Origin of the sequence: Agromyces atrinae, assembly GCF_013407835.1 — a bacterium.
GTDB lineage: Bacteria > Actinomycetota > Actinomycetes > Actinomycetales > Microbacteriaceae > Agromyces > Agromyces atrinae.
In genome coordinates this window covers 2,668,817-2,681,909 of sequence record NZ_JACCBI010000001.1, presented here as the reverse complement: position 1 = coordinate 2,681,909, position 13,093 = coordinate 2,668,817, and the positions used below count along the sequence as shown (strand labels likewise).

Sequence of the window (13,093 nt, the reverse complement as noted above, 5' to 3'; positions counted from 1 at the left end):
GTCATTCTCCTTCTGTCTCGGTGGCTGCGACCTCGCCGCGGAGGTGTTCGATGCGGTCGGCGAGGAACGCCCAGGTCTTCCAGAACTCGTCGAGGTACTCGGCGCCCGCCGCGTTGAGCGAGTAGACCTTGCGGGGCGGGCCCTTCTCGGAGGGGACCTTCTCGACGTCGACGAGCCCGCGCTGCTCGATGCGGATGAGGAGCGCGTAGACGGTGCCCTCGACGATGTCGGTGAAGCCCTGGTCGCGCAGCCGCGCGGTGATGTCGTACCCGTAGGCCGGCTTCGTCGCGAGGATCGCGAGCACGACGCCCTCAAGGGTTCCCTTGAGCATCTCGGTCATCTGTTTCGCCACGACGCCTCTTTCACTATTCGGTGTTACTGACTACCGGTAGATAGTAACGCCGAGTACCGGTAGATAGCAAGACTGAATAGTGGATGTCGCGGGCGTGCGCCACTTCATCGCGTTTGCGCCAGCCGGAGTGGCGCAAACGCGCAGGAAGTGGCGCAGGCGTGGGCAGGGTGCTGGGGTGCGGACAGGGTGCCGCGGGTGCGAGCGCGGGTCAGCGCAGGCGGGTCGCCTCGACGTGGTCGGTGTGCACCCACGTGCGGCCGTCGTCGTGCGAGACCCAGCCGTCCCACGTGTAGGTGTCGTCGGTGATGCCGCTGAAGTTCCAACGGATCGGCAGGCCGTCGGTGCGCGTTCCGTCTTGGCGGATTCCGTCGCGGTACGACGTCGCGACGAGGGTGCAGTACTCCCCCGTCTCGGGTGAGAAGAAGCTCACTCGCCAGGCGCCGGCCTCGGGGTCGTAGACACGCACGGCCGTCGCGATCGATCGGCGCGCGTCATCCGTCGTGATCTCGAGGTCTTGAACCGCGCGCCCCTCGAGCACGTACTCGACGACCCACTCGAACGTGCGCTCACGCCACTCGCCGGAGCCCTCGTCGAGGCGTCGCCCGCGGGCATCCCACCGGCCCACGAGTCGGGCGAACTCGCGCATGCGCACCGGGTATTCGCTCGTCGGCCCGGCGGCGATGAGCGCTTCGGCGAATCGGTCGGTCATGCGGGGATGGTAGCCGACGCAGGTTTCGGCGGTGAGTCCTGTCAGCCGACCGGGTCGAAATGCCCGACCGCGAACGAACGGATCTCGGCGGCGACGAGTTGCGGAGTCTGCCAGGCCGAGAAGTGGCCGCCTGTGGGAAGATCGGCCCACTGACGGATGTCGGTGTACGTGCGTTCCGCGTAGCTGCGGGGGAACCCGCGTTCGCCGTGCTGCACCGCGACGGCGACCGGCACTGAGACGAGCGGAAGCTCGGGCTGCAGTCGATAATCGCGGTACGCCGCGAACGACGAGCCGATACTGCCCGTGAACCAGTAGAGGGATGCCGTGGTCAGAAGCTCGTCATCGGACCACCAGTCGCCCGGGCCCGACCACGCGAGGAGTTTCTCGATGATCCACGCGGCGAGGCCCGCCGGTGAATCCGAGAGTGCGACGGCGAGCGTCTCGGGCCGTGTCGATTGGAGCGCCGCATACGCCGATGCGCGCTTCCATTCACCGTCGTGCCAGTCGACCCACCGTTGCTCGACGGGCGTGAGGTCGTTTGCGCGCGACGGCGGAGGGAACGCCGCGTGGGTCGCGATGAGCCCGGCCACGGATTCGGGGTGGAGCGCAGCGAGGAAGTCGCTCGTCGTCGAGCCCACGTCTTCGCCGTAGGAGAGGTACCGCGAGTAGCCGAGTACATCGGTCATGAGCGAGTGCATAAGCTCGGCGACGACGGGCCCGGTGAACGGCGCCCCGTCGAGCGCTGCGGAGGGCCCGTAGCCGGGGAGCGAAGGCACGACGACGTCGAAGACGACGCCATCGACCTCAGTGCCGGCGAGCTCGATGGCCAGCGGCAGCATCTCGATGAACGAGTACGGCCAGCCGTGGAACACGATGATCGGAACGCGCCGGGCACGAGGGGTACCGACACCCTCGATGCGAGCGAAGTGAATGAGCTGCCCGTCGATCACCGTGGTGAACTGAGGCACCTCGTTCAGGCGCCCCTCGACCGCTCTCCAGTCGAAGTCGCCGCCCCAGCGCGCGACGAGCGCTTCGAGCCGATCGAGCGTAAGCCCGCTCTCGGCCGCCGCATCACCGATCGGCCGAGGGAACCGAGCCTCGCGGGCGCGTCGCCTCAGCTCGTCGAGGTCGGCCTCGCCGACCTCCCATCGAAACTGCTCCATGCCGGGAGCGTAACGACGACAGCCGACACTAGCGGCCGGGCGATCCCGCTTCGGTCGTCGAGACATCCGTGCGGTGGAAGTTCTGGAACGAACGCGATGCCGTCGGCCCGCGCTGCGCCTGGTAGCGCGAGCCGTACGCGGCCGAGCCGTACGGGTTCTCGCTCGGCGACGTGAGGCGGAAGAAGCACAGCTGACCGATCTTCATGCCCGGCCACAGCTTGATCGGGAGGGTCGCGACGTTCGAGAGCTCGAGCGTGACGTGCCCCGTGAAGCCGGGATCGATGAAGCCCGCGGTCGAGTGCGTCAGCAGCCCGAGCCGGCCGAGCGACGACTTGCCCTCGAGGCGCGCGGCGACGTCGTCGGGCAGGCTGACCGCTTCGAACGTCGAGCCGAGCACGAACTCCCCCGGGTGCAGGATGAACGGCTCGTCAGGCTTGACCTCGATGAGGTGCGTGAGGTCGGGCTGGTCCTCCGCCGGGTCGATGAAGGGGTACTTGTGGTTGTCGAACAGCCGGAAGTACCGGTCGAGGCGCACGTCGATCGACGACGGCTGGATCATCGCCGGGTCATACGGCTCCAGCTGGATGCGCTGCTGATCGAGTTCGGCACTGATGTCGCGGTCGGAGAGAAGCACGCTGTCATCGTAGTGCGGAGGGGCCTTGCTAAGCTGGCCGAATCGGCGCCGGTTACGCCCCGGGATGCCGCATGCGGATGTAGTTCAATGGTAGAACTTCAGCTTCCCAAGCTGATAGCGCGGGTTCGATTCCCGTCATCCGCTCTGGAATGTCGACGAGGAGCGGACGCCTCGAGCCCGCGTCAGCGCTCGAGGAGGCCGACGCGGATCTTCTCGGCGACGGCTTCGCGGAGGGGCCGGACGGAGTCCACATCCCAGGCCTCCGGGTTCGGGAACGACCAGTGGAGCACTTCTCCGCGCGGGACGGCCGGCAACGGCAGACCGGGCTTCATGAGCACGACGATGTCGGCTCCTTCGAGGTCTGCAGTGGTCACGGATCGCGGGACGCGGCCGGAGATGTCGACGCCGAGCTCGGCGACCGTGGCGGCGACGGCCGGGTTGACGACCTCGGCGGGGTCGAATCCGGCCGAGGTGACGGAGAACCGATCGGCGGCGAGGTGTTCGAGCAGCGCTGCGCCGAGCTGGGAGCGCCCGGCATTGTGCTGACAGAGGAACAGGACGACGGGCTTCGTCTCGATCATGGCGTGTTCGGCTTTCTGGTCAGGAGGCGAGGAGTCGCGGAGCGAGACCGGCGATGCGGCGCTCCAGGTCGGTGAATGCGGCGTCGAAGGCGTCATCCGTGCCGATACGCACCGGATCGGGGATCGACCAGTGCAGATCGCCTCGCACGCCCAGCTCTTCATGGGCGTTGTCGCACACCGTGATCACGAAGTCATCGTCGTTCAGGACATCGGCGAGCGCGGTCGGGACTGATCCGGGCAGGGTGATCTCATGTCGGGCGGCGGCGGCGATCATGCCGGGTGCGACCTGCGCCGCCGGGCGCGTGCCACCCGATGCCGCGGGAATGGTGCTCTGCCGCTGCCACAGCGCCACCGCGAGCTGCGATCGCGCGGAGTTCGCCGAGCACGCGAACACGACACGGCTCGCGGTGCGCACGGCGCCCGGCACCAGATCGGTGAAGGCACCCGGCGCGAGGTGCACGTAGCTGCGACGCTTGTCGCCTTCCGATGCGGAACGGGTCACCAGACCGACGGATTCCAGCACGTTGAGGTGGTGGGTGACGAGGTTCGCCGGGGCCCCGAGGGATACACGGATCTCGGTGGGCGAGAGGTCGCCGAGCGTGAGCAGGTCGATGATGTGCAGGCGTGCGGGCTCGCCGAGCGCCGCGTGTCTCGCGGCCCGCGCTACGACACCCTCATGATGTTCAGTGTTCATTGGTTCAATCTTGACTGAACTTGTTTCGTGAGTCAAGATGGCCCCGAACTCTTCGAAAGGGCACCATGCACCTCGCAGTCATCGGCGGAAGCGACGCCGGCATCTCCGCAGCTCTCCGAGCCCGTGAACTCGACCCGTCGGTCGACGTGACGGTCGTCGTCGCCGACGCCTACCCGAACTTCTCGATCTGCGGAATCCCCTACTACTTCTCGCGCGACGTCCACCCCTGGCAATCGCTCGCTCACCGCACCCACGCCGACCTCGAGGCGACAGGTATGCGTCTGCGCCTCGACACTCTCGCCACCGGCATCGATGTCGCCGGGCGGAAGCTCACCGTCGTCGACGAGCGAGGCACCGAGTCGACGATCGCCTACGACGAACTCATGGTCGGCACCGGAGCCTCGCCATCGACCGCCGGCATCGCAGGTCTCGACGCACTCGGCGCCGCCGACGGAGTACACCTGCTGCACTCGATGGGTGACACCTTCGCTCTCGAGGAGTACCTCGATGCGCGACAGCCCGACACCGCGGTCATCGTCGGCGCCGGCTACGTCGGGCTCGAGATGGCCGAGGCACTGACCACCCGAGGCATTCGGGTCACGCAGGTGCAACGCGGCCCCGAGGTGCTCTCCACTCTCGACCCGGAGCTCGGCAGCCTCGTGCACGACGAACTCACCCGGCATGGGGTCGACGTCGTGACCGGCACCCGCGTAGAACGCGTGTCGAAGACAGGCGGGACTCTCACCGTCTTGGGACTGCGCGACGGGGCCACTTTCGAGCGCACCGCAGACCTGGTGCTCGTCGTCGTCGGCGTCCGACCCAATACGAGCCTCCTGACCGACGCGGGCGCTCGGACCGGAGCCGGCGGAGCCGCCGTCGTCGACGAGCAGATGCGCACCGGACTGCCCCATATCTGGGCGGCCGGCGACGGAATCGTCACCCACCACCGGTTACTCGGCGTGACCTACCTTCCGCTCGGCACGACCTCGCACAAGCAGGGCCGCGTCGCCGGCGAGAACGCCATCGGCGGAGATGCCCGATTCACCGGGAGCCTCGGCACCCAGGTCGTGAAGGTCTTCGATCTCGTCGCCGCGCGTACCGGTCTGCGCGACAGCGAAGCGCGTGCCGCGGGGTACGCGCCGCGCAGCAATACGGCCGTCGCCGATGACCACAAGGCGTACTACCCGGGGGCGACGCCCATCAGCATCCGCATCACGGGCAATACCGACAACGGCGTGCTGCTCGGCGCACAACTCGTGGGCTCTCGCGGGGCCGAGGTCGCGAAGCGTGTCGACACCTACGCCACCGCCCTGCACCACGGCATGACCGTCGACGCGATGAGCGATCTCGACCTCTCGTACACCCCGCCGCTCGGCTCGCCCTGGGACGCCGTGCAGGTCGCCGCGCAGTCCTGGGTGCGGAGCACGGCATGACCGACAGGATGACGGCCGCACGGCTCAGCACCACCGACCGGTTCCTTCCCGTCTGGATCGTGATCGCCATGGGTGCCGGGCTGCTCCTTGCCGCCTTCGTCCCCGCGGTCGGTGAAGCGCTGCACGCGTTCCAGATCGGCTCCGTCAGCGTGCCCGTGGCGATCGGCCTCCTCGTCATGATGTACCCGGTGCTGGCGAAGGTGCGGTACTCCGACGCCCGTGCGGTCGCCGGCGATCGAAGACTCCTCGTCTCATCGCTCGTCATGAACTGGCTCGTCGGCCCGGCACTCATGTTCGCGCTCGCCTGGCTGCTGCTTCCCGATCTGCCCGAGTACCGCACCGGACTGATCATCGTCGGACTCGCCCGCTGCATCGCCATGGTGCTCATCTGGAACGACCTCGCGTGCGGTGACCGCGAGGCGGCCGCGTTCCTCGTCGCCGTGAACTCGGTCTTCCAGGTCATCGCATTCGGTGCGCTCGGCTGGTTCTACCTGCAGATCCTCCCCGGATGGCTCGGACTCCCCACGACGAGCGCCGACTTCTCCTTCTGGGCGATCACCGTCTCCGTGCTGGTCTTCCTCGGCATCCCCCTGCTCGCCGGGTACCTCTCGCGACGGATCGGCGAAGCGACCCAGGGGCGCACCTGGTACGAGGAGCGCTTCCTGCCGAGAGTCGGACCGTTCGCCCTGTATGGCCTGCTCTTCACGATCGTCATGCTCTTCGCCCTGCAAGGCCAGCAGGTCATCGATCGACCACTCGACGTCGCTCGCATCGCATTGCCGCTCCTGATCTACTTCGTGGTCACGTTCCTGCTCGGATTCGGACTGGGAAGAGCCATCTCGCTCGGCTACGAACGGACGGCGACACTGGCGTTCACAGCGGCAGGCAACAACTTCGAGCTCGCGATCGCCGTCGCCATCGGAACGTTCGGAGCGACATCCGGCCAGGCCCTCGCTGGCATCGTCGGGCCTCTCATCGAGGTGCCCGTGCTGGTTGCCCTGGTCTACGTGGCGCTCTGGCTGCGGCCGCGGCTCTTCCCTTCCGAACGCGACCCCCTCGACGCCCAGCGACGCCCGTGACCGGGCTCCACTCAGGCTCATCGGCTAAAATGAGCGGATGACTTTCGGATGCTCGACGACTGCTGAGGGCTTCACGCCCACTCGGTGGCTTCCGTCGCACCCGGGCACGAATGGCTACGTCTCGACGTGGGGCGCCATTCTGGCAGGCTCATCGCCCTGCACGATCGACGCATAGGCGTCGGTCCGAGCTCTTCTCGCGCGTAGCGCAGCTGAGCGTTCTCGCGATCGGTTCGACGCCCTCACTCGTCGATTCGATCCGAAAGTGGACTGATGCTGCTTCTCTGCATCGCACTCGTCGCGGGCGCCTGCCTCGCGGCCATTGCGCTTGGCCGATATCTCGGCCGTGATCTCGGTTTCCTGCTCGCCGCGCCGCTTCTCGCGGCCGCCGCGATGCTCGTCGTCGCCTCCTCGACGAGCGCCACCGAGGAGTCGTGGGCGTGGATCCCGTCGCTCGGAGTGAACCTCGCCCTCCGCCTCGACGGCCTGGGGCTCGTGTTCGGGCTTCTCGTCACCGTGATCGGTGCGGGCGTGCTCCTCTATTCGACCCGCTACCTCGCACGGGCTCGGCAAACGTCGTTCTACGTCCTGATGACGCTCTTCGCCCTCGCGATGCTCACTCTCGTCCTCGCCGACGACGTGATCCTGCTCTTCGTCGCGTGGGAACTCACGACGCTCTGCTCGTTCTTCCTCATCGCCCGCTCGGGCCCGGCTGCGCGAGAGCCGGCCATTCGCACACTCCTCGTCACCGCCCTCGGCGGGCTGGCCCTCCTCGCCGCGGTCGTCGCGATGTCGGTCGCCGCAGGAACGACGCGATTGAGCGTCATCCTCGACGCCCCGTTCTGGACGACGGACGCCGCGGCGACGACGGGGATCGCCGTGCTGCTCGCGGTCGCAGCGTTCACGAAGTCGGCGCAGTTCCCCTTCCACGCATGGCTGCCCGACTCGATGGCAGCGATCACGCCGGTGAGCGCCTACCTGCACGCTGCGGCGATGGTGAAGGCCGGTATCTACCTGATGCTGCGGTTCTCCCCCGTACTGCACGATCACGCGGTGTGGTCGACGCTGCTCATCGCGGCGGGTGCGACGACAGCACTACTCGGGGCCGCAGCCGCGATCCGCCGTACCGACCTCAAGGAACTGCTCGCCTACTCGACGATCAGTCAACTCGGACTCATCACCGTACTCATCGGTGTCGGCACGCCCGAAGCGCTCACCGCTGCGGTGGTGCACACGATCGCGCACGCACTCTTCAAGGCGACACTCTTCATGGTGGTCGGCATCATCGACATCCGGGCCGGCACGCGCGACATACGCGAACTCGCCGGCCGTCGCGTGCGCCTGCCCGTCACCCTGACCGCTGCCGTACTCGGCGCCCTATCGATGGCCGGCGTGCCCCCTCTGCTCGGCTTCGTCAGCAAGGAGGGGATGTTCGCCTCACTCATCGAGGCACCGGGCCCGGTCGGACTCACGGTTCTCGTGGCGACTGCCGTCGCGCTGACGACGGTACTGACCTTCGCCTACTCGGGACGCTTCCTGATCGGAGCATTCGGGGGCCGTGCAGGCCCGAGCGTCACGGAGGGAAGTGCCCCGTTCTGGGTGGTGCCGGCAGCCCTCGCCCTCGGCGGCCTCATGCTCGGCGCACTCCCGTTCCTCCTCGACGGACTGGTGGGCGCGGCGAGCACGAGCGCCGTCGGCGCGACGGTCGACGCCCACCTCGAGCTGTGGCACGGCGTCACCCCCGCACTGATCGTGTCGGTCATCGTGCTCTCACTCGGTACAGCACTCGTCGCGCTGCGCCGCCGCACCGACTCACTGGTCGCTCGCATGCGCTTCCCGTTCTCCGCGCTCGCACTCGTCGATGCGATCCGGCTCGGCGTCGTCCGTCTCGGCGCACTGACCGGCAGGATGACGGCAACCGATGCACCTCGTCGGCACCTCCTCGTTCCGATCCTCTGCCTCCTCGTGCTCGCCGCGGTGAGCGCGCCGCACCTCACCAATCTTCCGCCCATCGTGGGTGATCCGACGCGACCGCTCGATGGGGTGCTTGTCGCGTTGATCCTGGCGGGAACCATCGCGGCCGTGCTGGCGCACACGCGCGTCGCCGCGATCGTCGTCATGGGGATGATCGGCTTCGCGATGACACTGTGGTTCTTCTGGCTCGGCGCGGCGGATGTCGCACTGACGCAGCTTCTCGTCGAGATCCTCACCGTGTGCGTGCTGGTCCTCGTGCTGCGCCACCTGCCTCGACGGTTCCACCGCGACCGGATGTCGCGACGGGTACTGTCGGCGACGGTCGCGGTCGCGGCGGGCGTGGCGACCACCGCCGCTGTGCTCGCCCTCACCGGGCGGCGCGAGCTCTCGTCGGCGGCGGGCTACTTCCTCGGGAACGCCGAGGAGGAAACCGGCGGCGCGAACATCGTGAACACGATCCTCGTCGACTTCCGTGCCCTCGACACCCTCGGGGAACTCACGGTGCTCGGCATCGCCGGGGTGGCGATGGCCGTGCTCCTCTCGGCGCGACGCGTGACGTCGCTCGCCGAGGACGACTCGCCGTACCGGACGACGTCACCGCTCGCCGACGCGCGCGCCAACGCCGTCTTCACCCGCACGCTGACGCGATGGGCCGTGCCGGTCATCATCGTGCTCTCGCTCACTCTCCTGCTGCGCGGACACCAGGAGCCGGGCGGCGGGTTCATCGCCGCCCTCGTCGGTGCCGCCGGTTTCGCGCTGCTCTACCTCGCGGCACCGAGTGACCGCGAATCGCGCATCCGGTGGCCGTACCTCGCCCTCATCGGCCTCGGTATCGCGATCGCCACCGTGACCGGGCTGGCGGGCTACGGCGACGGATCCTTCCTGCGGCCGCTGCATGTCGACGTCCTCGGCGTGAAGCTGACGACGGCGCTCGTCTTCGACGTCGGCGTCTACCTCACCGTCGTCGGCGTCGTGCTGGCCGCCCTCAACCTGCTCGGCGTCGACCGTCGCTCGCCCGCCGTGCCCGCCCTGACAGAGAGGAGCGCGCGATGACCGTCGCGATCTCAGCCGGAATCCTCGTGTGCGGCGCCGTCTATCTGCTGCAGCGACGTGAACTGCTGCGCGTCATCCTCGGGTTCATCCTGCTCGGCAACGCCGTGAACCTCATCCTGATGGCGGCGGGCGGCACGTCGGATCGAACGCCGCCGTTCGGCACGCAGGATGACACGACCGGCTACGCCGACCCGCTGCCCCAAGCCTTCGTACTCACCGCAATCGTCATCGCCTTCTCGATCACGATGTTCCTCCTCGCGCTGGCGGTCACCGGGCGACGCGACGATGACACCCTCGACGAGGCATCCGACGACTCACCGGCCGAGACGGAGGGCGCCGCATGAGCGCCGCCCCGCTCCTGCCGCTGTTCGTGGCCGGTCCGCTCCTGCTCGCGAGTCTGCTGCTCGCCCTCGGGGGCCGCCCTCGCATCCGATCCGGTCTCCTCCTCGCTGCCTCGCTCGCGACGACCGGAGGTGGCGCGGCGCTCGTCGCCGTGGTGCTCGATGACGGACCGGTCGCGCACGGCGTGGGCCTCTGGCCCGCAGGCATCGCGATCCCGTTCGCCGCCGACATGCTGACGGCGCTCATGGTGACGGCGACGGGCCTTCTGACGACGGTGTGCTCGATGTTCGCGATCGCCGCGGGCGCGGCCGCGAACCGCTTCTTCGCACCTCTCGTGCTCGTGCTCATGGCGGGAGTGAGCGGCGCCCTGCTGACTGCCGATCTCTTCAACCTCTTCGTCTTCATCGAGGTCATGCTCCTCCCCTCCTACGCTCTGCTCGTACTCGCGCCGCCGGGTGGCGGCGGGGTCGAGCAGGTGCGCGGGGCTCGTCTCCACGTGACGGTGAACCTGCTGACGTCGACGGTGTTCCTCGCGGGCGTCGCCTTCGTCTACGGAACGACGGGCACGGTCAACCTCGCCGAACTCTCGGGAGCCGCACACGAGTCGACAGAGGTCGCCGTCGCGGCGGGAATCTGCCTCTTCGCGCTCATGATCAAAGCCGCCGTCGTACCGGTCTACGGGTGGCTCGCCCGCACCTACCCGTCGACCTCCGTCGCAGTGACGGCGCTCTTCTCCGGCCTGCACACGAAGGTCGCGATCTACGCGATCTACCGCATCTACGCGCAGCTCTTCGACGGCGATGACCGGTTCCTCCTCGTGGGGATCATCGTCTTCAGCATCACGATGGTCGTCGGGGTCTTCGCGGCGGCCGGCGAGACCACGACACGGTCGATCCTGTCGTTCCACATGGTGAGCCAGATCGGCTACATCCTCATCGGCGTCGCACTCTTCACCGTCGCGGGCCTCGCCGCGGGCATCTTCTATCTGATCCACCACATGATCGTGAAGGCGGCGCTGTTCCTCAGCACCGGTGCCATCGAGGTGCGCTACGGCACAGGTGCACTCTCACGGCTCGGCGGGATGGCGCGGCGCGAGCCGGTCATCGCGGGCGCGTTCCTCGTCGCCGCGTTCTCGATGGCCGGGCTCCCGCCGTTCTCGGGGTTCGTCGCGAAGCTCGCCCTCGTCATGGCCGCCCTCGAGGTCGGCCAGGTCGTGCTCGTCGTCGTCATGCTCGTCGTCTCGCTCATCACGCTCCTCTCGATGCTGAAGATCTGGTCGGGCGTCTTCTGGGGCGAGATGCCGGGCGAGAACACCTCCGTGGCGTCCTCCGGCGGATCGATCGCGCTCGCCGCCCCGCCGCGGTCGCGCGTCGGCATCGCACTCGCCGCGCCGGCCGTGATCCTCGCGGCGCTCACCCTCGCGCTCGGCATCGGGGCGGAAGGGCTGCTGAGCCTCGCCGACATCGCGGCCGCGGGGCTCATCGATACCGCGGCCTATACCGAGGCGGTGATCGGCTCATGACCTGGTTGACGTGGCCGCTTCGGCTCGCGGCCTTCATACTCTGGTTCGCGCGGGAGATCGTCATCTCTAACGTCGCCATCCTGCGCGACAATCTCACCGCAGGGCAGGACTCCACCCCCGGCATCGCGCGCTTCCGTTCTCGCTGCCGCACCGACGCCGAGATCACGGCGCTCGCCTCGTTCGTGACGCTCACCCCGGGAACACTCACTCTGGGCACGATTCGCGTCGACGCTGAGCAGGATGACAGCGACGATGCCGAACCGTGGGCGCTCATCGTGCACGGCATGTATGCGGCTGACGCCGATGATCTGCGAGCGGCCCTCGCCGACATGGAGACGCGGATGCTCCGCGCATTCCGCAGGAAGGGACTCAGCACATGATCGGTCTCGACATCGGCATCATCATCATTGCGATCTCCTGCCTCGCGGCGTCCTACCGGATCCTCAGGGGCCCGAGTGAAGCCGACCGCGCGATTGCGGGCGACCTCCTGCTCTTCGGGATGGTCGGCCTCGTCGCCCTCTTCGGCGTTCGCGCGGCGATGACGGCGACCTTCGATCTCGTGCTCGTCGCCGCCCTGCTCGGCTTCCTCAGCGCACTCTCCCTCGCCCGTGTCCTCACGAGAGGAAAGCGATGACCTTCGCCTTCGACATCATCGGAAACGCACTGATCGTGGTCGGCGCGCTCATCTTCGCATCGGCAGCCCTCGGCGTACTCCGGTTCCCCGATGCCTACACGCGCATTTCGGCCGTCGGCACTGCGGGCGGCCTGGGCATGGTGTTCGTCGTGATCGGAGCGCTCGCTCTGCAGCCGAACATCCTGGACGCGGTGAAGGTCGTGCTCATCGTGGCGCTGCAGCTCGCGACATCCGCCATCGGCAGCATTGCGATCGCGCGCTCCGCCTCACTCACCGGGGCGCCGATGCGCCGCGCCCGGTACGACGAGCTCGAGGACGGCACGTGAGGGGCCGCCATCCGACCGCGCACGTGCGCCGGTGGGCGCGGTGGATGGTGGATGGGCGCTACCGCTGGGGCTACGCGGTCGCTCGCACCGGTCGATACGGCACGCAGTCGATCGGCGTGCACATCTTCGCTCCCGGCACGTCTCGGGCGTTGCGGCGCTGCGCCCACCTCGCCCGCATGTGGACTCCCGTCTCGGCGGCCGGCACCGTCGCGACGGCGCCGGTCGTCGTGGCCGTGGCGGACGTGTCAGTCGCGATCGCCGGCGGCGGCCCGCTCGCACTGTTCATCGCGACCGGGATCGCACTGCGGCGAGCGTCTGCGCCGGCGCGCTCACACGCCGTCTCAGCGCACGCGCGGCGACGCGTGTCCGCCGCGCCGACGCTGGCAGATGCTCGCTTCGACGAGATCACTCGCACGATTGAGCGACTACATGACGCAGAAGAGCGGCGGGATGACGGCAGCCTGAGCGACCGCGACTACCTGGCCCAGTGGAACATCGAGTTCGAGCGCCTCGAGAAGTAAGAGCGCGGCATGCGCTCCGCGCACACGCTCGGGCAGTACGGGAGCAACGGACCGTTCGGTCGCCTCACTAGGCTTGGAA

General features: G+C 68.3%; 15 protein-coding genes and 1 tRNA gene. 10 read left to right on the top strand and 6 right to left on the bottom strand.

Annotation, left to right across the window (positions count from 1 at the left end):
* Position 1: 1 nt before the first annotated feature.
* The 4 genes from BJ972_RS12560 to dcd form a co-directional block, all read right to left on the bottom strand.
* Positions 2-352, bottom strand: a complete 351-nt coding sequence (locus BJ972_RS12560; protein ID WP_129172133.1) for a PadR family transcriptional regulator — start codon at positions 350-352, stop codon at positions 2-4.
* A 208-nt stretch (positions 353-560) separates the two neighbouring features.
* The gene (locus tag BJ972_RS12555; protein WP_129172134.1) at positions 561-1,061 is read right to left on the bottom strand and encodes a hypothetical protein; all 501 of its coding nucleotides are present in this window, start codon (positions 1,059-1,061) and stop codon (positions 561-563) included.
* Positions 1,062-1,102: 41 nt separating this feature from the next.
* Complete coding sequence (locus BJ972_RS12550; RefSeq protein WP_164989844.1) at positions 1,103-2,224, bottom strand: epoxide hydrolase family protein; 1,122 nt, start codon at positions 2,222-2,224, stop codon at positions 1,103-1,105.
* 28 nt (positions 2,225-2,252) lie between these two features.
* Positions 2,253-2,858: a dCTP deaminase gene (dcd, locus tag BJ972_RS12545; RefSeq protein ID WP_129172136.1), complete on the bottom strand. Its 606-nt coding sequence runs from the start codon at positions 2,856-2,858 to the stop codon at positions 2,253-2,255.
* 73 nt (positions 2,859-2,931) lie between these two features.
* Between dcd and BJ972_RS12540 the strand changes: the two genes are divergently transcribed.
* Positions 2,932-3,002, top strand: a tRNA-Gly gene (locus BJ972_RS12540).
* Positions 3,003-3,040: 38 nt separating this feature from the next.
* Here the strand turns inward: BJ972_RS12540 and BJ972_RS12535 are convergent.
* Together BJ972_RS12535 and BJ972_RS12530 are read right to left on the bottom strand one after the other, a co-directional pair.
* A complete protein-coding gene (locus tag BJ972_RS12535; RefSeq protein WP_129172137.1) occupies positions 3,041-3,439 on the bottom strand; it encodes an arsenate-mycothiol transferase ArsC in 399 nt (132 codons plus the stop codon).
* A 19-nt stretch (positions 3,440-3,458) separates the two neighbouring features.
* Complete coding sequence (locus BJ972_RS12530; RefSeq protein ID WP_129172138.1) at positions 3,459-4,133, bottom strand: arsenate reductase/protein-tyrosine-phosphatase family protein; 675 nt, start codon at positions 4,131-4,133, stop codon at positions 3,459-3,461.
* Positions 4,134-4,198: 65 nt separating this feature from the next.
* On the opposite strand from BJ972_RS12530, the gene BJ972_RS12525 reads away from it, so the two are divergent.
* The 9 genes from BJ972_RS12525 (at position 4,199) to BJ972_RS12485 (ending at position 13,014) form a co-directional block, all read left to right on the top strand.
* Positions 4,199-5,566, top strand: coding sequence for an FAD-dependent oxidoreductase (locus BJ972_RS12525; protein ID WP_129172139.1), 1,368 nt, complete (start codon positions 4,199-4,201; stop codon positions 5,564-5,566).
* Positions 5,563-6,645: an ACR3 family arsenite efflux transporter gene (arsB, locus tag BJ972_RS12520; protein ID WP_129172140.1), complete on the top strand. Its 1,083-nt coding sequence runs from the start codon at positions 5,563-5,565 to the stop codon at positions 6,643-6,645. Before BJ972_RS12525 ends, arsB begins: the two co-directional genes overlap by 4 nt.
* A gap of 270 nt (positions 6,646-6,915) precedes the next feature.
* On the top strand, positions 6,916-9,669 hold the full coding sequence (locus BJ972_RS12515; protein ID WP_129172141.1) for a DUF4040 family protein: 2,754 nt from the start codon (positions 6,916-6,918) through the stop codon (positions 9,667-9,669).
* On the top strand, positions 9,666-10,013 hold the full coding sequence (locus BJ972_RS12510) for a cation:proton antiporter subunit C (RefSeq protein ID WP_129172142.1): 348 nt from the start codon (positions 9,666-9,668) through the stop codon (positions 10,011-10,013). Before BJ972_RS12515 ends, BJ972_RS12510 begins: the two co-directional genes overlap by 4 nt.
* Positions 10,010-11,533 carry a monovalent cation/H+ antiporter subunit D family protein gene (locus BJ972_RS12505; RefSeq protein WP_129172143.1) on the top strand — a complete coding sequence of 508 codons (1,524 nt, stop codon included), beginning with the start codon at positions 10,010-10,012 and terminating at the stop codon, positions 11,531-11,533. Before BJ972_RS12510 ends, BJ972_RS12505 begins: the two co-directional genes overlap by 4 nt.
* Complete coding sequence (locus BJ972_RS12500; RefSeq protein ID WP_129172144.1) at positions 11,530-11,913, top strand: Na+/H+ antiporter subunit E; 384 nt, start codon at positions 11,530-11,532, stop codon at positions 11,911-11,913. Before BJ972_RS12505 ends, BJ972_RS12500 begins: the two co-directional genes overlap by 4 nt.
* Positions 11,910-12,167 carry an MrpF/PhaF family protein gene (locus tag BJ972_RS12495; RefSeq protein ID WP_129172145.1) on the top strand — a complete coding sequence of 86 codons (258 nt, stop codon included), beginning with the start codon at positions 11,910-11,912 and terminating at the stop codon, positions 12,165-12,167. The genes BJ972_RS12500 and BJ972_RS12495 overlap by 4 nt, the downstream gene beginning before the upstream one ends.
* Positions 12,164-12,493: a cation:proton antiporter gene (locus tag BJ972_RS12490; protein WP_129172146.1), complete on the top strand. Its 330-nt coding sequence runs from the start codon at positions 12,164-12,166 to the stop codon at positions 12,491-12,493. The genes BJ972_RS12495 and BJ972_RS12490 overlap by 4 nt, the downstream gene beginning before the upstream one ends.
* Positions 12,490-13,014, top strand: coding sequence for a DUF6611 family protein (locus tag BJ972_RS12485; protein WP_129172147.1), 525 nt, complete (start codon positions 12,490-12,492; stop codon positions 13,012-13,014). Before BJ972_RS12490 ends, BJ972_RS12485 begins: the two co-directional genes overlap by 4 nt.
* The last annotated feature ends 79 nt before the right edge of the window (positions 13,015-13,093 follow it).

Coding starts and splice junctions, on each gene's coding strand:
- BJ972_RS12555 (WP_129172134.1), bottom strand. CDS start 1,061: ATGACCGACCGATTCGCCGAAGCGCTCATCGCCGCCGGGCCGACGAGC.
- BJ972_RS12550 (WP_164989844.1), bottom strand. CDS start 2,224: ATGGAGCAGTTTCGATGGGAGGTCGGCGAGGCCGACCTCGACGAGCTG.
- BJ972_RS12535 (WP_129172137.1), bottom strand. CDS start 3,439: ATGATCGAGACGAAGCCCGTCGTCCTGTTCCTCTGTCAGCACAATGCC.
- BJ972_RS12530 (WP_129172138.1), bottom strand. CDS start 4,133: ATGAACACTGAACATCATGAGGGTGTCGTAGCGCGGGCCGCGAGACAC.
- BJ972_RS12525 (WP_129172139.1), top strand. CDS start 4,199: ATGCACCTCGCAGTCATCGGCGGAAGCGACGCCGGCATCTCCGCAGCT.
- arsB (WP_129172140.1), top strand. CDS start 5,563: ATGACCGACAGGATGACGGCCGCACGGCTCAGCACCACCGACCGGTTC.
- BJ972_RS12515 (WP_129172141.1), top strand. CDS start 6,916: ATGCTGCTTCTCTGCATCGCACTCGTCGCGGGCGCCTGCCTCGCGGCC.
- BJ972_RS12510 (WP_129172142.1), top strand. CDS start 9,666: ATGACCGTCGCGATCTCAGCCGGAATCCTCGTGTGCGGCGCCGTCTAT.
- BJ972_RS12505 (WP_129172143.1), top strand. CDS start 10,010: ATGAGCGCCGCCCCGCTCCTGCCGCTGTTCGTGGCCGGTCCGCTCCTG.
- BJ972_RS12500 (WP_129172144.1), top strand. CDS start 11,530: ATGACCTGGTTGACGTGGCCGCTTCGGCTCGCGGCCTTCATACTCTGG.
- BJ972_RS12495 (WP_129172145.1), top strand. CDS start 11,910: ATGATCGGTCTCGACATCGGCATCATCATCATTGCGATCTCCTGCCTC.
- BJ972_RS12490 (WP_129172146.1), top strand. CDS start 12,164: ATGACCTTCGCCTTCGACATCATCGGAAACGCACTGATCGTGGTCGGC.